Here is a 19287-nt window from a genome sequence, read left to right as displayed (position 1 = left end):
GCCCGCCTTCGCGCATCCCGCGGGGACAGATATGTTGCAATTCTGCAGATTTGCCGCCACCCGGGCGGTTATGGCGCTGGTCACTCTGGTCATCGTATCACTGATCGTTTTTTCGCTGATGGAGCTGGTGCCCGGCGACTGTGCCGAGCGCTATTTGGCGTATAAGAACACTCAAGGCTCCGCGATCACCGTCGCAGATGTTGCAGCCGAACGTGCCCGGCTGGGGTTGGACCAACCGTTCCTGACCCGATGGGCCACGTGGCTGTCGGGGGCGTTTCGCGGCGATTTCGGCGAAAGCTGCATTCTACGAGTGAATATCGCGCAATTGCTGGGCGACAAATTCTGGCTGTCGCTGTGGATCTGCCTTGGTGCTTTGACGCTGGCTTATGCCATTGCCATCCCTGTGGGCATCATTTCCGCCGCCTCGCGCAGCGCGGCACTGAACAACTCACTGCGGATCGTCAGCTATCTGGGTCTGGCGATGCCGAACTTCCTGCTCGCCCTGATGGTGATGCTGGTATCGACCGTTTACTTCGGCGAGACGCTGACGGGGCTGTTCTCACCCGAATACAAAGAGGCCCCCTGGTCGTGGGGCAAGTTCGTGGACCTGCTGAAACACGCTTGGCTGCCGGTTTTCATCCTGGGCTGGTCGGCCACCGCTTTTGCGCTGCAGACCGTGCGCGCGTTGATGTCGGACGAGATCGGCAAGCTGTATGTGACGGCCGCTGCCGCGCGGGGCATCTATGGCCGCCGCCTGCTGTGGCGCTATCCGGCCCGCCATGCGCTGGGGCCCATCGTCAATAGCCTTGGCTTTGACCTGAACCGGATTTTCAACGAACTGCCCATCGTGGCGCTGATCCTGACATTGACCGAAGCCGGGGCGCTGCTGCTTGAAGCCTTGGCGCGGTCCAATGACCAGCAACTTGCGGGGGCCATTATCTTCCTGCTGACGGCATCCATCGTGACGTTGAATTTCTTCACCGACATTCTGCTTGCGGTGATCGATCCGCGCGTGCGCAAAAGTATCCTCAGGTGACCAGATGACTGCGACAATCGACAACCAAAAGGCAAAAGAAGCCTATTTCACCGCCTCGCAGCGTCAACTGATCTGGGCGCGCTTCAAGAAACAGCGGGCGGCAATGATTGCTGCCTCGGTTCTGGTGGTGCTGATCCTGTCGGGCATTTTCGCCCCGTTCCTGTCCCCCTACGATCCGACTGCCGCAGGACGGGACAAAGATTATCTGAACGGCGCCCCGCAAATCCCGAAATTCTGCGACAGCAATGGCTGTTCGATCCGCCCGTTCCTGCATGGGGTGACCCGCGAACGCTCGTTGGCGACCAATTTCCGCTGGGTCGAGAAGGTGAACGAGGACGAACGCCGGTATATCCAGTTCTTTGTAAGGGGCGACAAATACAAGCTGTTCGGCTTCATACCCGGTGACATCCACCTGTTTGGCGTCGATAAGGGCTATGTTCATCTGTTCGGAACAGACAGTGCCGGCAAGGATATCTTCAGCCGGACGCTGCACGCGGTGTGGACGTCGCTGCAGGTCGGAACGCTTGGGGTGATGATCTCATTCGTTCTGGCGCTCGCGATTGGCGGGGTTGCCGGGTATTATGGCGGCATGGTGGACAGCGTGATCCAGATGATCACCGATGCGATCCGAACGGTTCCGGCCATCCCTCTGTTCATGGCGATTGCCGCCTTCATCCCGCCGGAATGGTCGGCTGAAACACGGTTCTTTGTGATAACCGCCATATTGGGACTGGTTGGCTGGCCGACGCTGGCGCGGCGGGTGCGCACCCATCTGCTGACGGAACGCAATCAGGAATACGTGCTTGCCGCGAAACTGTGCGGTGCATCGCCGGGCCACATCATCCGACGTCATCTGTTGCCCAGCTTCACCAGCTATATCATCGTCGATCTGGTGATCTCGTTCCCCTATATGGTCCTCAGCGAGACCGCGCTCAGCTTTATCGGGCTGGGGCTGAAAGATCCGGTCAACTCGCTGGGTGTGATGCTGCAGAATGTGACCAAGGCGGATGTTCTGCTGAACTACCAATGGTACTTCATCCCGGTCATCTTCTTCGTCGTGCTGGTGATGTCGTTCGTGTTCGTCGGCGATGGTCTGCGCGATGCGGCCGACCCCTATTCGGAGGCCCGCAAATGAGCCTGATCGATGTCGAAAACCTGTCCGTCCAGTTCAAAACCGATGAGGGGCTGATCACGGCGGTCGATGATGTTTCGTTCTCGCTTGCCCCGGGCGAGGTGATGGGGCTGGTCGGCGAAAGCGGATCGGGCAAATCGGTGACGGCAAAGTCGCTGATGAAGCTGAACCCATCCAACGCGATCTATGCGCCCGAAAGCCGGATCGATCTGCATCTGGACAACGGTCCGGTTGATGTGATGGCGCTGAAACGGCCCCGCGACATGGAGATCGTGCGTGGCGGGGCGATCAGCATGATCTTTCAGGAACCGATGGCCAGCTTTGCCCCCGCGATTACCATCGGCAAGCAGATGGTCGAACAGCTGCTGATCCACACGGATCTGAGCAAGAAGCAGGCCAAAGAACTGTCCATCGAAATGCTGGATCGGGTCGGCATCCTTGAACCTGCGGCCCGGTTCAACCAATACGCGTTCGAGCTGTCGGGCGGGATGCGTCAGCGGGCGATGATCGCCATGGCGCTTTCGACCAAGCCCAAACTGCTGATCGCGGATGAGCCGACAACGGCGCTGGACGTGACCATCCAGGCTCAGGTTCTGGATCTGATGAAGGATCTGGTGGCCGAGTTTGGCATGGGCATCGTGTTTATCACCCATGACCTGAGCGTTGTTGCCCAGACCGCCGATCGGGTGGCCGTAATGTATCTGGGCCGGATCCTGGAAAGCGGACCAGTGCGCGACGTGATCCGCCACCCTGCACACGCCTATACGCGGGGTCTGCTGAACGCGCTTCCCAAACTTGACGATCTGGATGCGCCGCTGACGCCGATCCCCGGCGATATCCCGTCGCCGCTTGAACGCCCCTCAGGTTGCGTGTTCCATCCGCGCAATCCGGAACTGAAACCCGGATCGCGGTACGAGACGGAACGCCCGCCCCTGACCGAGGTCAGCCCCGGCCATTTCGCAGCCATTTTCCCCGAAGATATCCCCGGCCAGCCATGACAAACGCATTGATCAAAACTGAAAACCTGTCGGTCGAGTTTCCCATCGGGGGCGGACTTTTCAATAAGCGCACGCTGAAGGCGGTCGACAATGTCTCGATCGAGATTCCGCAGGGTGCCTTTGTGGGCGTTGTTGGCGAATCCGGCTCGGGCAAGACCACGCTTGGCCGCGCGCTGCTAAATGCGGTGCCCGTCACCAGCGGCAGCGCCCGTTACGATGACGGAGAGGCGCAGTTCGATCTGACCAAGATGTCAGCCACTGACCTCAAGGACTATCGCCGCCGCGCCCAGCTGATTTTTCAGGATCCGTATGCGGCGCTGAGCCCGCGAATGACCGTGCGCGACATCATTGCCGAACCGCTGGAGGTCATGGGCCTGACCGGGTCGCGCGATGAAACGGATGCGCGAGTGCGCGATATTGCGGCCAAGTGCCGTCTGAACCTGGAGCATCTGCGCCGCTATCCGCACGCTTTCTCGGGCGGGCAGCGTCAGCGGATTTCAATCGCGCGGGCCCTGGCCTGCAGCCCGCGTTTCGTGGTTGCAGATGAATGTGTGGCGGCGCTGGATGTGTCGATTCAGGCCGATATCCTGAACCTGCTGAAATCTCTGCAGCGCGACATGGGTCTGACCTTTATGTTCATCAGCCACGATCTGTCTGTGGTGGCCCATACCTGTGATTTCGTCGTTGTGATGTATCACGGCAAAATCGTCGAAAGCGCGCCAACGCGCGAGCTGTTCGCCGCGCCAAAGCAGGATTACACCAAGCGATTGCTTGACGCGATCCCGTCGCTGGACCCGGATCACCGAATGCACGCGTGAAGGGGCGCCCGCAATTTCAAAGGGAGATCGCGAGCGCGCGATATCCCCGAAGTATGATGGCGGCCTGACGCCATTTGCAAGAGCCTAAGAAACAAGCGTTTTTCGGTCCCAAAACCTCGGATCTCATATCGTCAATGCCACAGAGTGCCTGAGACAGCCTTCGCAAGTCTACTCCAACGAGACCCACAAAACCCGGGCATCTTCTTCGCTGGTCGAGATACAGCCATGTCCCATGCCGCTATCGTAGTAAAGGGAATCCCCGGCCTTCATCGGCAAAGGTCGATAGTGTTCTGAGACAAAGATCAGCTCACCGCTGATAACATACATGAACTCTTCGCCGGTGTGGCGAATCCAGTTCTCGAATTCGGATACATCGCGGGCTTTGATAGTCGCAATATAGGGCAGCATTCGTTTGCTGGTTAACTCCGGGCAAAGCAATTCGTGCAGGTATGTGGGGGTGTCGCGGAATTCGCCGCCACCCAGCGGAGTGAAATCGCGCCGTCCTGAAATGCCGCTCTGACCTGATTGCAGGAAAAGTTGCGGGGTGCTCATATCCAGTGCCTGAGTCAGCCTTCGTACGATGTCGAAACTCGGACGTGTCTGGTTGTTTTCGATCTTGGAAAGGGTCGAGCGGCCGATTCCCGCAGCGCGTCCCGCTTCCTCCAAAGTCCATCCTTTTGCACGGCGCGCGTCCCGGATTGAGCGCCCCAACGCGGCACCTTCGTCCTGTTCCGCCGGCCCGACGGCTTCGTTCGGACTGTCTTCGACCATCGAATTCTCCCAGATTTTCCGCAGGTTAACGATTTCCCCGTGCTTACACAACTTCACAACGAAGAGATTTATGTTGCCAATGGAGATATAATTCCACTATAGGAAACAAAATTTCGTACTTGGGATTCGGGTATCCAGGAGGGAACCATGTTTGCGAAACCGCTTAAAGACGCTGATCCGATTATCGCCGCATCAATTGCGCGAGAGGGCGAACGTCAGGCCGAGCAAATTGAGCTCATTGCGTCTGAAAATATTGTCTCGCGGGCTGTGATCGAAGCACAGGGTTCCGTTCTGACGAACAAGTATGCCGAGGGTTATCCCGGTCGCCGGTACTATGGCGGCTGTGAATACGTGGACGAGGTCGAGGTCGAGGCGATCGAACGACTCAAGAAACTGTTCGGCTGCGCGTATGCAAATGTTCAGCCCCATTCCGGTGCACAGGCAAACGGGGCCGTCAAGCTGGCGCTGCTCAGCCCGGGCGACACCATCCTTGGCATGTCGCTTGATGCAGGTGGTCATCTGACCCATGGTGCCAAGCCAGCTCAATCCGGGAAATGGTTCCGTCCGATTCAGTATGGTCTGACCGCGACGGGGCTGATCGACTACGATCAGGTCGAAACGCTCGCCAAGGCAGAAAAGCCCAAGCTGATTATTGCAGGCGCGTCGGCCTATTCGCAAAAGATCGATTTCGCCCGGTTTCGTGCGATTGCCGATGAGGTCGGCGCCTGGCTGCTGGCCGATATGGCCCATATCGCGGGCCTGGTTGCTACCGGGCTGCATCCTACGCCAATTGGCCACGCTCATATTGTCACTTCGACAACGCACAAGACTCTGCGCGGCCCACGCGGTGGGATCATCCTGACGAATGACGAGGCACTGGCTAAAAAAATCAACTCGGCTGTGTTCCCCGGCTTGCAGGGCGGTCCGTTGATGCACGTGATTGCCGGTAAAGCCGTCGCATTTGGCGAGGCGCTAAAGCCGGAATTCAAAGAATACATGCAGCGCGTTGTCGATAGCGCGACCGCCTTGGCAAATGTCATGATGGCGCGGGGATGTGACATCGTTTCGGGCGGTACCGAAAACCACCTGATGCTGGTTGACCTGAGACCACTGGGTGTCACCGGTAAAGACGCCGAAGCGGCGCTCGAGCGGGCCGGGTTCACCTGTAACAAGAACAGCGTACCGGGTGATCCGCAAAAACCGACGGTCACCAGCGGTATCCGGCTGGGCACGGCCGCCGGCTGCAGCCGCGGGTTTGGTCCGGATGAGTTCAGACAGATCGGCCATCTGATCGGCGATGTTCTGGACGCACTGTGTCAGTCGCCGGACGGTGACCAGACTGTCGAAGCCCAGACCCGTGACAAAGTCCGCGCCTTGTGCGCCAGCCACCCGATCTACTGAGGGATTGACCCAATGAGCATCTATGACCTCATCGTCATCGGGGGCGGCCCCGGCGGTTATGTTGCTGCGATCCGGGCGGCGCAACTGGGTCTGAAAGTGGCCTGTGTGGAAGGGCGCGGGACGCTTGGCGGGACCTGTCTGAATGTGGGGTGCATTCCCTCCAAAGCGTTGCTGACCTCCTCGGCCAAATATGCCGAACTTGCTCATCTCTCCTCCCATGGCATTGCGGTTGAGGGGGCCAGCATCGATCTGAACGCCATGATGGGGCGCAAGGACAAGATCGTCGGCGATCTGACCAAGGGTATTGGGTTTCTGTTCAAGAAAAACGGCGTAGAGCTGATTGAAGGCTGGGCCAGCATTCCTGCGGATGGGCAGGTCAAAGTGGGCGATGATGTCTATGAGGCCAAGAACATCCTGATTGCAACCGGATCGGAGCCGACATCGCTGCCCGGGATCGAGATTGACGAACAGAATGTTCTGAGTTCGACCGGCGCACTGGCGATGGACACAGTGCCGGACCATCTGGTTGTTGTGGGTGCGGGTGTGATCGGGCTGGAGCTTGGTCAGGTTTGGGCGCGGCTCGGCGCGAAAGTCACCGTTGTTGAATATCTGGACCGTGTGCTGCCCGGGATCGATGGCGAGATTGCAAAGCTTGCTCAGCGCGCGCTTGCCAAGCGGGGGTTGAAGTTTCAGCTGGGTCGCGCGCTGAAGACCATCGAAAAGACTGAGTCCGGATTGACACTCACTCTGGATCGTGTCGGCAAAGACAAGGAAGAGGTGATCGAGGCGGACAAGGTTCTCATTGCCGTTGGGCGTCGACCTGTAACGCGCGGGTTGGGGCTGGAAGAACTGGGAATAACCCTTGACCCGCGCGGTTTTGTTCAGGTGGACGGCGGCTTCCGCACTTCGGTTCCCGGCATCTACGCGATCGGGGACTGTATCTCCGGTCCGATGTTGGCTCATAAGGCCGAAGAAGATGGCGTGGCCTGCGTTGAGATGCTGGCAGGGCAGAGTGGTCATGTGGACTACAACACGGTTCCGGGCGTGGTTTACACCGACCCCGAGGTCGCTTCGGTTGGTCTGACCGAAGAGGCGCTGAAAGAGGCAGGAACCGAATATTCGGTTGGCAAGTTCGCCTTCATGGCCAACTCGCGCGCGCGTTCGACCGGTGAAACCGATGGCGCGGTCAAGGTTCTGGCCGACGCGGATGGCAAAATCCTGGGCGGGCATATCTGCGGCGCGCATGGCGGCGACCTGATTGCCGAACTGGTTCTGGCGATGACCAAAGGCGCAACCGTCGCCGAGGTTGCCGCAACCTGCCATGCACACCCGGCCATGGGCGAGGCGGTCAAAGAGGCCTGTCTCGACGCCATGGGCCGCGCAATTCACGCGTAACGGGGGACAGCAAGATGACCATCCAGCTTCGTCCCCGCCACCCGGAAAAGGCCAAGAAGGCCGACAGTGTCATCCCGCGCAAGCCCAGATGGATTCGCCGGAAAAAGATCGAAAGCGCCGAATACTACGAAACCCGCCGCCTGATGCGTGATCACGATTTGGCAACGGTCTGCGAAGAGGCGGCATGCCCGAACATTGGTGAGTGCTGGTCCAAGCGTCACGCAACCATGATGATCATGGGCGAGGTCTGTACGCGCGGTTGTTCCTTCTGCAATGTCGCGACCGGTCGCCCGGATGCGCTGGACGTGTTCGAACCCGGACGCGTGGCCGCCGCGGTCAAAAAGCTTGGCCTGCGCCATGTGGTGATCACTTCGGTGGACCGTGACGATCTGTCCGATGGCGGGGCCGAACACATTGCCCAGACCATCCGCGCCGTTCGTCATCAGAACCCCGGCACCACGGTCGAGGTGCTGACACCCGACTTTCTGGGCAAGGGCGCAGCGGCCGATATCGTGTTCGAGGCTGCTCCGGACGTGTTCAACCACAATCTGGAAACCGTTCCGCACCTGTATCCAACGGTACGCCCCGGCGCGCGCTACTATGCCTCGCTGCGGTTGCTGGACGATGCCAAACGGGCCAACCCCGAGATCTTCACCAAATCCGGCCTGATGGTCGGTTTGGGTGAATGCCTGAGCGATGTCCGGCAGGTCATGGACGATTTGCGGGCCGCCAATGTCGATTTCCTGACTGTCGGTCAATACCTGCAACCGACCCCGAAACACCATCCGATCGACCGGTTCTGGTCGCCCGAAGAGTTCGCCCAGCTGGAGCAGATCGCACGTTCCAAGGGCTTTCTGCACGTGTCGGCCACTCCGCTGACCCGTTCGTCGTTCCATGCGGACGAAGACTTTGCCGCCCTGAAGCAGGCCCGCCAGCGGACCATCGCCAAAGGGGCATAACCAAACGCAATTGGGAGGGAAACCATGGAAGCGTTAAATTCAATCGTAGGGGCCATCAATGGCGTCGTATGGGGGCCGCTGATGCTGGTTCTCATCCTCGGCGTCGGCTTCTTCCTGCAGGTCGGTTTGAAATTCATGCCGATCCTGCGCATCGGCACAGGGTTCAGCCTGCTGTTCAAAGGCCGTGAAGGGCAGGGCGAAGGCCAGATCAGCCCGTTCAACGCGCTGATGACCTCGCTGTCGGCGACCATCGGTACGGGGAACATCGCCGGTGTGGCCACTGCTGTCTTCCTGGGCGGTCCGGGCGCCTTGTTCTGGATGTGGATGACCGCCCTGGTGGGCATGGCCACCAAATATGCCGAAGCTGTCTGCGCGGTGAAATACCGTGAAAAAGACGAGCTGGGCAACTATGTCGGCGGTCCGATGTACTACATCAAGAACGGTCTGGGCGCGAAATGGGCCTGGCTGGGCGTTGCCTTTGCCCTGTTCGGCGCGGTTGCAGCCTTTGGCATCGGCAACGGGGTCCAGGCAAACGGTGTGGCTCAGGTTCTCGAGGCCAACTTCGGCCTGAACACTTCGGTCACCGGTGTTGTCCTGATGGTTCTGACTGCTGCCGTTATTCTGGGTGGCATCACCCGCATCGGTGCGGTTGCCGGTAAACTGGTTCCGTTCATGGCAGTTGCCTATATCATCGCCGGTCTGCTGGTTCTGCTGATCAACATCGGCAATATCGGTAACGCTATTTCGCTGGTCTTCACCTATGCCTTTACTCCGTCGGCCGCCGAAGGTGGTTTCGCGGGCGCAGCCGTCTGGGCCGCCATCCGCTTTGGTGTGGCACGTGGTGTGTTTTCGAACGAAGCCGGCCTGGGGTCCGCTCCGATCGCGCACGCCGCTGCCGAGACCAAAGGTCCGGTCAATCAGGGCCTGATCGCGATGTTGGGAACGTTCATCGACACCATCATCGTTTGCTCGATCACCGGTCTGGCGATCATCTCGTCGGGTGCGTGGACATCGGGTGAATCCGGTGCAGCCCTGACCAGCCACGCCTTTGAGCTGTCGCTGCCGGGTATCGGCGGGTATCTGATCGCCATCGCTCTGTCGATCTTTGCCTTCACCACCATCCTTGGCTGGTCTTTCTACGGCGAGAAATGCGTCGAGTTCCTGCTGGGCGTCAAATCGCTGATCCCCTATCGCGTTCTGTGGATCGTGATGATCTATTTTGGCGCAACTGCAGATCTGGGCTTTATCTGGCTGCTGGCCGACACGCTGAACGCCATGATGGCTATCCCGAACCTGATCGCCCTCGCATTGCTGAGCCCGATCGTCTTCAAACTGACGAAAGAGTTCTTCGCCTCAGGCGGTCAATCCGAAGAGCCGGGCGGCACACCTGCCGAATAATCTCGGATGAACATGCGGGGGGCCATCCCGGCCCCCTGCCTTTGAAACAGAATTCCATATCTCGAGGAGAGACGTGATGGCCACGAAAATCCTGCTGCCGATTGATCACACCGACGACCGTTCGTGGAAGAACGCACTGCCGCTCGCACTGGAACAGGCGAAGTTCTATGGTGCCGAATTGCATGCGGTTGCCGTCATCCCCGAGATCATCCAGCTGCCGAACCTGCCCGCCAATTATGGGGCTGGTGCCAAGGAACATGTCCGGGGCGCGGTGCAGGCCGTTCTGGATCATGGCAATGCCTCCGATGTGAAAATTCACATCGAAGAAGGCAGTGTCTACCGCGAAATCCTGAAGCTGGCCTACAAGGACGGCTTCGACCTGATCGTCATGGCATCGACTAAAGGCGATTTTCCGAATTATGAGATCGGCCCGAACCTCGCCCGTGTCGTACGCAACGCGCATTGCACCGTCACAGTCGTTCGTGACCAGTCTCGCTGATCGAAAGGTTAGAATTATGTCCGATATTAAACGCACGCCTCTCTACGATTTGCATGTTGAGTTGGGTGGAAAGTTGGTTGATTTTGCGGGTTGGGAGATGCCTGTTCAGTATCCTTTGGGGATTATGGGAGAGCATAAGCAGTGCCGTGAGAAGGCGGCGGTGTTTGATGTGAGCCATATGGGTCAGGTGATCCTGCGGGGTGAGAATGTGGGCGAGAAGCTGGAGGCTCTGTGCCCGCAGGCTTATGCGACGCTGAAAGAGGGCAAGGCGCGGTACGGGTTCTTTACCAATGCCGAAGGCGGGATCATGGATGATTTGATCGTGTCGAATGCGGGGGATCATTACTTTGTGGTGGTGAACGCGGCGCTGCGGCATCAGGACATTCCGCATATGCGCGACAACCTCGAAGGCGTCGAGGTGACCGAGATCTTCGACCGCGCGCTTGTGGCGGTTCAGGGGCCTGCGGCGGAAAATGTGGTGGGCGAACTCTGCCCCGCAGCGCGAGATCTGAAGTTCATGGAAACCACCGTTGCCGACATCCTGGGCGTCGAATGCCGCATCTCGCGACTGGGCTATACCGGCGAGGACGGATACGAGATCTCGATCCCCGAGGACAAGGCGATCGAGATCACGAAGGCCTTCCTGGCGCATGAGGATTGCGAACCGGCGGGTCTGGGCGCGCGCGACAGCCTGCGGCTGGAGGCGGGGCTGTGCCTTTATGGCAATGACATCGACCAGAGCACCTCGCCGATTGAGGCCAGCCTCGGCTGGGCCATTCAGAAACGCCGCAAGGAAGAGGGCGGCTTTCCGGGTGCCGAGCGGGTGCAAAAGGAGCTGGCCGAAGGCGCGGCGCGCAAGCTGGTGGGCATCCAGCCCGATGGCCGCGCACCGGCGCGTCAGGGCGTTGAGATCCAGTGCAGCAATGGCAACAGCATTGGCCAGATCACCTCGGGCAGTTTTGGCCCCACGGTCGGCGGCCCGGTGGCGATGGGCTATGTGTCCGCAGGCCATGGCGAGCCGGGCGAGAAGGTCAATCTGATCATCCGGGGCAAGGCGCAACCGGCACAGATCGTGGCGCTGCCCTTCGTCAAACAGAATTACAAGCGTTGAAGTCAGGAGAGTAACACTATGGCAACCTATTATTCCGAAGAGCATGAATGGCTGACCGTCGAAGGCGACATTGCCACGCTGGGCATCACCAAACACGCCGCCGAGCAGCTGGGTGAGGTGGTCTTCGTCGAACAGCAGGAAGCGGGTGACGAGTTCGAGAAGGATGGCGAGATCGGCGTGATCGAATCCGTCAAGGCCGCGTCCGAGCTTTATGCCCCGGTCGATGGCGAGATTGTCGAAGTGAACGAAGCGCTGGCCGACAACCCCGGCGCGCTGAACGAAGACCCCGAAGGCGAGGCGTGGATCTACAAGATCAAGATCAGCGATGCCGCGCAGCTCGAAGACCTGATGGACGAGGCCGGCTACAAGGCCTTCATCGGGTAAACGCATCGGCGGATCCCCGTGCGGATCCGTCCCCTTCTTTCACTCGGAGCCGCTGATTTGGGGCTCCGCCCGTTCGGGCCTGAAGCTGTCCACTGGACAGCTTCCAAGACGGCCCTCACCCCACGCCGGAGGCATCTGCCAGAGCGGCTGGGCGAGACATTCCCTGAGGAGCGCAACACATGGCCTTCAAACTGACCGATTACGAAGCCTATGACTTCGCCAACCGCCGCCATATCGGGCCCAGCCCGACCGAGATGCGCGACATGCTCAAGGTGATCGGCTTCAGGACACTGGACGAGCTGATCGACGCCACCGTCCCGCCTGCGATCCGGCAGACCGAACCGCTGGACTGGGGTCCGGCGATGACCGAGCGCGACGCGCTGTTCCACATGAAAGAGGTGGCGAGCAAGAACAAGGTCCTGACCTCGCTGATCGGTCAGGGCTATTACGGCACCACCACGCCCGCGCCGATCCTGCGCAACATTCTGGAAAACCCGGCCTGGTACACCGCCTATACGCCGTATCAGCCGGAAATCTCTCAGGGCCGTCTTGAAGCGCTGTTGAACTTCCAGACCATGGTCAGCGACCTGACCGGGCTGGACGTGGCCAACGCCTCGCTGCTGGACGAAGCCACCGCTGCCGCCGAGGCGATGGCGATGGCCAAGCGCGGCGGCCGGTCCAAGGCCAACAACGCGGCCTTCTTCGTCGACAAGAACTGCCACCCGCAGACCATCGCGGTCATTAAAACCCGCGCCGAGCCTCTGGGCATCGAGGTGCAGGTGGCCGATCCGGACACGCTGGATGCGGGCGCGGTCTTTGGCGCCATCTTCCAGTATCCCGGCACCCACGGCCATGTGCGCGACTTCACCAAGGAGATCGCGGCGCTGCATGAACATAAAGCGATTGCCATCGTGGCCGCCGACATCCTGTCGCTGGCGCTGCTGAAGTCACCGGGCGAGATGGGCGCGGATATCGCCATCGGCTCGACCCAGCGTTTTGGCGTGCCGATGGGCTATGGCGGCCCGCACGCTGCCTATATGGCGACCACCGACAAGCTGAAGCGTTCGATGCCGGGCCGGATCATCGGTGTTTCCATCGACAGCCGCGGCAACAAGGCCTACCGCCTGGCGCTGCAGACCCGCGAACAGCATATCCGGCGTGAGAAAGCCAACTCGAACGTCTGCACCGCGCAGGCGCTGCTGGCCGTCATCGCCTCGATGTATGCCGTGTACCACGGCCCCGACGGCATCAAGGCCATCGCGCAATCGGTGCACCGCAAGACCTCGCGCCTGGCCGCCGGCCTGGAAGAGGCAGGCTTTGCGGTGGAACCGGAAGTGTTCTTCGACACCATTACGGTCGAGGTCGGCCATCTGCAGAACGTGGTGATGGAGGCCGCCGTGGCGCGCGGTGTGAACCTGCGCAAGGTGGGCGACACGAAAGTGGGCATCAGCCTGGACGAACAGACCCGCCCCGAGACCATCGAGGCGGTCTGGGGCGCCTTTGGCATCGATCGCAAGGATGACAGCTCGAACAAGCAATACCGCCTGCCGGATTATGCGCTGCGTGAAAGCGAATACCTGACCCACCCGATCTTCCACAAGAACCGGGCCGAGGCGGAAATCACCCGCTATATGCGCCGTCTGGCCGACCGCGATCTGGCGCTGGACCGGGCGATGATCCCGCTGGGCTCGTGCACCATGAAGCTGAACGCCACGATCGAGATGATCCCGGTCACCTGGCCCGAGTTCGGCAATCTGCACCCGTTCTGCCCGCAAGATCAGGCGCAGGGCTACACCCAAATGATCGACGATCTGAACGACAAGCTGTGCCAGATCACCGGCTATGACGCGATCTCGCAGCAGCCCAACTCGGGCGCGCAGGGGGAATATGCGGGCCTCTTGACCATCCGCAACTACCACTTCGCCCGTGGGCAGGGGCAGCGCAATGTCTGCCTGATCCCGACCTCGGCGCATGGCACCAACCCGGCCTCGGCGCAGATGGTGGGCTGGCAGGTTGTGCCGGTGCAGGCGGATGAGAACGGCAATATCGACCTGAACGACTTCCGCGCCAAGGCGGAAAAGCACAGCGATCATCTGGCCGCCTGCATGATCACCTATCCGTCCACCCATGGCGTGTTCGAGGAAACCGTGCAGGAGGTCTGCCAGATCACCCATGACCACGGCGGTCAGGTCTATATCGACGGGGCCAACATGAACGCCATGGTCGGTCTGGCGCAGCCGGGCAAGATCGGCGGCGATGTCAGCCACCTGAACCTGCACAAGACCTTCTGCATCCCGCATGGCGGCGGCGGCCCCGGCATGGGTCCGATCGGCGTCAAGGCGCATCTGGAGGAGCACCTGCCCGGCCACCCGGAATACGGCACCGCCGTGGGCCCGGTCTCGGCGGCGCCCTTTGGGTCTCCGTCGATCCTGCCGGTCAGCTGGGCCTATGTGCTGCTGATGGGTGGCGCCGGTCTGACCCAGGCGACCAAAGTGGCGATCTTGAACGCCAACTATATCGCGGCGCGGCTCAAGGATGCCTATCCGATCCTCTACACGTCCGAGACGGGCCGTGTGGCGCATGAATGCATCCTCGACACCCGTCCGCTGGCGGATGAAGGCAATGTCAGCGTCGATGACGTGGCCAAACGTCTGGTCGACTCAGGCTTCCACGCGCCCACCATGTCCTGGCCGGTGGCCGGCACGCTGATGGTGGAACCCACGGAATCCGAACCCAAGGACGAGCTGGATCGCTTCTGCGACGCCATGCTGTCCATCCGGGCCGAGGCGCAGGACATCATCGACGGCAAGATCGACGCGGAAAACAACCCGCTGAAAAACGCCCCCCACACGGTGCGCGATCTGGTCGGCGACTGGGACCGGCCTTACTCGCGCGAACAGGCCTGCTTCCCGCCGGGCTCCATGGGCGTCGACAAATACTGGTCCCCCGTCAACCGCGTCGACAACGCTTACGGAGACCGAAACCTCATCTGCACATGCCCGCCCATGTCAGAATACGAAGACGCCGCTGAATAATACTCCTCAACCCCGCCCAACACAGGGCGGGGTTTGCCATAACCAATGAGAGCTCCGTTTCCGTTGTAGTTCGAACCAAGGTGATTGAGTCAGATGAAACATTATGTTGTGCGGAATGTTCATTCAAACTTGGCTGAGGTCTCTGCGGCGGCGGCTGAACGTACCCGGTACATCGACATCATTCTTCGGCACAGTGCCGACAAGGCTTCGGCGGAAATCATTGTTGAATTCTATCGCGCTTTGAACACGCTGATGGATGCACATTCCTATGTCGTCAATTTGCGCGTTCTGGCGGAGGAAAAGGTCGGGGGGCCACTCTACTGGGGTGGGCGAACGGCGATATTCTTGGGTGATTGGGAAAGCAGTTGGTGCCCGATTGGTGAACAAAGGGCCTGGGCTGCACAGGTGATGAACCTCTCTCCCAGAATACTCCTTGTCGGTGGTGCTGCGATGCTATTGGCTCAGATCAGCGATTCAGAACGAAAGGTGGCCGCCATTCACCCAAGTTTCGAAACGGCGGCGTGGGAACATGGAATAGTCAGCTGTGGACAGGCAACATGTATTTCGGCCAATGGGCGTTTGCATAGTGCCATAACTTGCATCAGTGCCCTTCGATTGCTTGCCGAATTTGTCTCGATGGATCACGGAGAACATCTTGCGGATGCGTTGTGCAGGTTTGTTGGCCTCAAAGAGCCAGAAAAGGCAATCGAGAGCCAGATCACCAACCGGCTAATTCGAAAAGCGAATGGGGATGAACTGGTCTCTTTCACGCTGGCGACCATGCTTGATAATATCGAAGAGCCTTTGAAAATTTCCGAACTGTCCGAGGCGGTGGGCGCATCCACCCGCCAGCTTCAAAGAAGATATCTGTCCAAGACGGGTGCCAAGCTTTTGGACACATACAAAGAACTGCGTTTGGAACGAGCCCATAGCCTGCTGAAACACACTGATATGCCGCTTGCGGAGATTGCTACCGCGACTGGCTTTACCTCTCGTTCTGCGATGTCGCGTGCTTTCTTCAAATACTTTAAGATCAGACCGGAAGTGAGCAGGAACCAGCGGTATCTCGGAAATGCGCCTGTTTAGCTTCTGATAACCGGATCATGTGTTTTCAGCGCGTTATGCAAAAATCACCAACACGCTAGGCGATCCATCCCTGGGCAACCTCATGTCGCCGTGCCAGATCCGCTGCCGTATCTTGTGCCATTTTTTTGCATTGAGTGAGGTCTGGGTAAGTTTGGGCCTGACGGGACAGCCAATTACCGCGCGCGGAAAATGAGGTCATTTGAGATGGGACAGGTCGGGCCAACTCAGAGCGCCCTGGCGCTATAGCGTAATCGGCCCTCAACAACCTGACAAAGCCGCGCGGGTGACCCATCGGGTGCGGATTGCATAGGAATCACAATTTAACATACTAACATATTAGTTGACATAAGAGGTGCGCCGCCTTAGCAACATGGGCTAAGCAGGCGGTGATGTGATGCAAGCACAAGGCGGCAAAGATGTTGTGGATGGGGCGGCGCGCCACCGCGAGCCGCAAGGCAAGATTGTCGTGGCTCTGCGTGGCCGGCAGGCGGATGATCAACCTGCGCGTATTCCGGAAACTTCGTCTGAACCTGTTACGTGCGCTCACAGGTCTGGATTGGCGCAAATCCATGCCGGTCAGACCATCGTCCGTTACGATCAGATCATCGAGCAAACCAAAGACGAGGAACTTGCCTTGAGGGGCGTAGTGTTTGCACCAATGCAGATCGAAGCCGTGATGTAATCTGCATGTGGCCCAGGGGAGAGGGGCAAATGGGAGATACTATTTCAAAGATGGTCGAAATGACCGGGATTGATAAGTTTTTTCCCGGCGTACACGCATTGAAATCCGTGCAGTTCGATCTTGAGCCGGGCGAAGTTCACGCACTTATGGGCGAGAATGGCGCTGGAAAGAGTACGTTGATGAAAATCCTGTCGGGCATTTACCAGCGCGACGGTGGGGTCCTGAAGATCGAAGGGCGGGAGGTCAGCCCGACAACGCCAAGAGAGGCTCAGGATCTGGGCATCGGCATCATTCATCAGGAGTTAAGCCTGATGAATGATCTGACCGTAGCGCAGAACATTTTTATCGGGCGCGAACCCCGCAAGAGCTTTGGTCGGCTGGACGAGGCCGCTCTGAACGCACAGACTGCCAGAATTTTTGCGGCGATGAACCTGAACCTAGATCCCAGGGCGTTGGTCGGGAGCCTGACCATTGCGAAACAGCAGATGGTCGAAATTGCAAAGGCTTTGTCGTTTCGATCCAAGGTTTTGATCATGGACGAGCCCACAGCGGCGTTGAATGATGCAGAGATTGCCGAACTTTTTGTCATTATCCGTCGTCTCAAGGCCGAAGACGTTGGCGTCGTTTACATCAGCCACAAGATGGACGAGCTCAAGCAAATTTCAGATCGTGTTACGGTGATGCGGGATGGCGAGTATGTTGGCACCATCGGCGCTGCCGAAACACCTATCAGCCAGATTATCGCGATGATGGTTGGCCGAGAGGTTAATGAAGAGCCTCTGGAAGTGCCTTGCCTGGGCGACGCAGAGGTATCGTTGCAGGTTACCGGGCTTAGCCGCAGCACCGAAATTCACGATGTCAGCTTCTCGGTCAAAAAGGGGAAATTCTCGGATTTGCTGGCCTTATGGGTGCAGGACGAACCGAGGTTGCGCGCGCCATTTTCGGAGCTGACCCAAGAGACAGCGGCGAAATTCGGGTGCATGGCAAGGCGGTCTCGATCAGATCGCCCGCTGATGCGGTCAAGGCGGGGATCGGATATCTTTCAGAAGATCGTAAGCATTTCGGCCTCGCCACAGGTATGAATGTTCGGGACAACATCGCCTTGGCATCGATGGATCGCTTCACCGGTTCTGGCGGAGTTCTGAAGGACAGCGAAATCAGCGCGACTGCTAAAAGCTACATCAAACAACTGGGTATCCGAACACCTTCGGACGTTCAGGAAGTCCGGCTTTTATCGGGCGGCAACCAGCAAAAGGTCGTGATTGCCAAATGGCTTTTGCGCGACTGCGACATCCTGATTTTTGACGAACCCACCCGCGGTATCGACGTGGGCGCCAAATCCGAGATCTATAAATTGCTGGAAGAGCTTGCAGGGCAGGGAAAGACGATCATCGTAATTTCGTCTGAGCTGCCTGAGATCATGCGCCTCAGTCATCGCATCGCAGTGATGTGCGAAGGCAGGCTGACCGGAATTCTGCCCGGCGGCAAAGACACCACTCAGGAAGACATAATGCATCTGGCCACGCAACGGGCAGCGGCGATGCAGGTAACGGGGGCAGCACATTGACAACAGTATCGGATATCGAAAAGAAAAAGCCGCTCTCGGGCCTTGCGGATAGCGGCGCGTATCAAAAGCTGTTGGCTTTCGCCAGTTTGATTGTGCTGCTGATCGGGTTTTCCATCGCTTCACCCAATTTCATGCAAACATCCAATATGATCGCCATTCTTCAGGCGACATCGGTCAATGGTGTGCTGGCAGTGGCCGCGACTTTGGTCATTATTACCGGCGGTATCGATCTGTCGGTTGGAACATTGATGACGTTCTGTGCCGTGATCGCCGGCGTGGTCCTGACATATCTGGGGATGCCCCTGCTGTTGGGCGTGATAGCTGCCATTGCCGCCGGTGCGTTTTGCGGCCTGTGCTCGGGCACTTTCGTTGCCAAGATGAAAATCCCGCCCTTTATCGCCACGCTTGGCATGATGTTGATCCTCAAGGGCCTGTCGCTGGTCATCTCGGGTACGCGCCCGATCTATTTCAACGATACGCCCGGGTTCGATCAGATCTCGCGCGGGTCACTGATCGGAGAGATATTCCCCGCATTGCCGATCCCGAACGGTGTACTGATCCTGTTTCTGGTCGCTATTGCCGCTTCGTACATCCTCGGGCGTACAGTTCTGGGTCGCTACACCTTTGCGCTTGGCTCGAACGAAGAGGCCGTACGTTTGTCGGGCGTGAACACCGACATGTGGAAGATGCGCATCTATGCGTTGGCCGGAGCAATCTGCGGTGTCGCCGGTATTCTGATCGCCTCGCGATTGAATTCGGCACAACCCGCGCTGGGGCTGGGATACGAACTGGAAGCAATCGCTGCGGTGGTGATCGGCGGAACGTCTTTGTCCGGCGGGCGCGGCACCATCCTTGGTACGCTGATCGGCGCGCTGATCATGGCTGTGCTGACCAACGGCCTGCGCGTTTTGTCCGTAGCACAGGAATGGCAGACCGTCGTGACCGGCGCAATTATCATCCTGGCCGTCTACGCCGATATGGCACGACGTAGGAAGGCAGGTTGATCAAGTTCATT

General features: G+C 59.0%; 17 protein-coding genes and 1 pseudogene. 17 read left to right on the top strand and 1 reads right to left on the bottom strand.

What is annotated here, in order from left to right; all coding sequences use genetic code 11:
- Positions 1 to 31: 31 nt before the first annotated feature.
- The 4 genes from ACR3E4_RS18225 to ACR3E4_RS18210 are packed head-to-tail and all read left to right on the top strand — an operon-like array spanning position 32 to position 3984.
- Positions 32 to 1036 (top strand): ABC transporter permease, encoded by a 1005-nt coding sequence (locus tag ACR3E4_RS18225; RefSeq protein WP_480536546.1) that lies wholly within the window; start codon positions 32 to 34, stop codon positions 1034 to 1036.
- 4 nt (positions 1037 to 1040) lie between these two features.
- The gene (locus ACR3E4_RS18220) at positions 1041 to 2171 is read left to right on the top strand and encodes an ABC transporter permease (RefSeq protein WP_480536544.1); all 1131 of its coding nucleotides are present in this window, start codon (positions 1041 to 1043) and stop codon (positions 2169 to 2171) included.
- Positions 2168 to 3166: an ABC transporter ATP-binding protein gene (locus ACR3E4_RS18215; RefSeq protein WP_480536542.1), complete on the top strand. Its 999-nt coding sequence runs from the start codon at positions 2168 to 2170 to the stop codon at positions 3164 to 3166. The genes ACR3E4_RS18220 and ACR3E4_RS18215 overlap by 4 nt, the downstream gene beginning before the upstream one ends.
- An 8-nt stretch (positions 3167 to 3174) precedes the next feature.
- Positions 3175 to 3984, top strand: coding sequence for an ATP-binding cassette domain-containing protein (locus ACR3E4_RS18210; RefSeq protein WP_480567130.1), 810 nt, complete (start codon positions 3175 to 3177; stop codon positions 3982 to 3984).
- 168 nt (positions 3985 to 4152) lie between these two features.
- Here ACR3E4_RS18210 and ACR3E4_RS18205 read toward each other — a convergent pair whose 3' ends face one another.
- A complete protein-coding gene (locus ACR3E4_RS18205) occupies positions 4153 to 4755 on the bottom strand; it encodes a helix-turn-helix domain-containing protein (RefSeq protein WP_480536538.1) in 603 nt (200 codons plus the stop codon).
- Positions 4756 to 4902: 147 nt separating this feature from the next.
- On the opposite strand from ACR3E4_RS18205, the gene glyA reads away from it, so the two are divergent.
- The 13 genes and pseudogenes from glyA to ACR3E4_RS18140 all read left to right on the top strand — a co-directional run bounded on the left by glyA (position 4903) and on the right by ACR3E4_RS18140 (position 19276).
- Entirely contained in the window at positions 4903 to 6156 is a 1254-nt protein-coding gene (gene glyA / locus ACR3E4_RS18200) for a serine hydroxymethyltransferase (protein ID WP_480536537.1), read from the top strand.
- Between the two features lie 12 nt (positions 6157 to 6168).
- Entirely contained in the window at positions 6169 to 7551 is a 1383-nt protein-coding gene (gene lpdA, locus ACR3E4_RS18195) for a dihydrolipoyl dehydrogenase (protein WP_480536536.1), read from the top strand.
- A 14-nt stretch (positions 7552 to 7565) separates the two neighbouring features.
- Complete coding sequence (gene lipA, locus ACR3E4_RS18190) at positions 7566 to 8510, top strand: lipoyl synthase (RefSeq protein ID WP_480536534.1); 945 nt, start codon at positions 7566 to 7568, stop codon at positions 8508 to 8510.
- Positions 8511 to 8534: 24 nt separating this feature from the next.
- Positions 8535 to 9908, top strand: a complete 1374-nt coding sequence (locus ACR3E4_RS18185) for an alanine/glycine:cation symporter family protein (protein ID WP_480536533.1) — start codon at positions 8535 to 8537, stop codon at positions 9906 to 9908.
- 76 nt (positions 9909 to 9984) lie between these two features.
- The gene (locus ACR3E4_RS18180; protein WP_480536532.1) at positions 9985 to 10407 is read left to right on the top strand and encodes a universal stress protein; all 423 of its coding nucleotides are present in this window, start codon (positions 9985 to 9987) and stop codon (positions 10405 to 10407) included.
- A gap of 16 nt (positions 10408 to 10423) precedes the next feature.
- Entirely contained in the window at positions 10424 to 11518 is a 1095-nt protein-coding gene (gcvT, locus tag ACR3E4_RS18175) for a glycine cleavage system aminomethyltransferase GcvT (protein WP_480567129.1), read from the top strand.
- A gap of 18 nt (positions 11519 to 11536) precedes the next feature.
- Entirely contained in the window at positions 11537 to 11902 is a 366-nt protein-coding gene (gene gcvH / locus ACR3E4_RS18170; RefSeq protein WP_480536646.1) for a glycine cleavage system protein GcvH, read from the top strand.
- Between the two features lie 179 nt (positions 11903 to 12081).
- Positions 12082 to 14937 (top strand): aminomethyl-transferring glycine dehydrogenase, encoded by a 2856-nt coding sequence (gene gcvP / locus ACR3E4_RS18165; protein WP_480567079.1) that lies wholly within the window; start codon positions 12082 to 12084, stop codon positions 14935 to 14937.
- 93 nt (positions 14938 to 15030) lie between these two features.
- Positions 15031 to 16023 carry a helix-turn-helix domain-containing protein gene (locus tag ACR3E4_RS18160; RefSeq protein ID WP_480535969.1) on the top strand — a complete coding sequence of 331 codons (993 nt, stop codon included), beginning with the start codon at positions 15031 to 15033 and terminating at the stop codon, positions 16021 to 16023.
- Positions 16024 to 16417: 394 nt separating this feature from the next.
- Complete coding sequence (locus ACR3E4_RS18155) at positions 16418 to 16705, top strand: hypothetical protein (RefSeq protein WP_480535970.1); 288 nt, start codon at positions 16418 to 16420, stop codon at positions 16703 to 16705.
- A 5-nt stretch (positions 16706 to 16710) separates the two neighbouring features.
- Positions 16711 to 17196: pseudogene (locus ACR3E4_RS18150) on the top strand (ATP-binding cassette domain-containing protein); the annotation flags it as partial.
- Positions 17197 to 17609: 413 nt separating this feature from the next.
- Positions 17610 to 18272: an ATP-binding cassette domain-containing protein gene (locus ACR3E4_RS18145; protein ID WP_480567128.1), complete on the top strand. Its 663-nt coding sequence runs from the start codon at positions 17610 to 17612 to the stop codon at positions 18270 to 18272.
- On the top strand, positions 18269 to 19276 hold the full coding sequence (locus ACR3E4_RS18140; protein WP_480535973.1) for an ABC transporter permease: 1008 nt from the start codon (positions 18269 to 18271) through the stop codon (positions 19274 to 19276). The genes ACR3E4_RS18145 and ACR3E4_RS18140 overlap by 4 nt, the downstream gene beginning before the upstream one ends.
- The last annotated feature ends 11 nt before the right edge of the window (positions 19277 to 19287 follow it).

The sequence above is a fragment of the Ruegeria sp. AP11 genome, from assembly GCF_056535865.1.
This window is presented reverse-complemented; position numbering and strand designations above follow the sequence as displayed.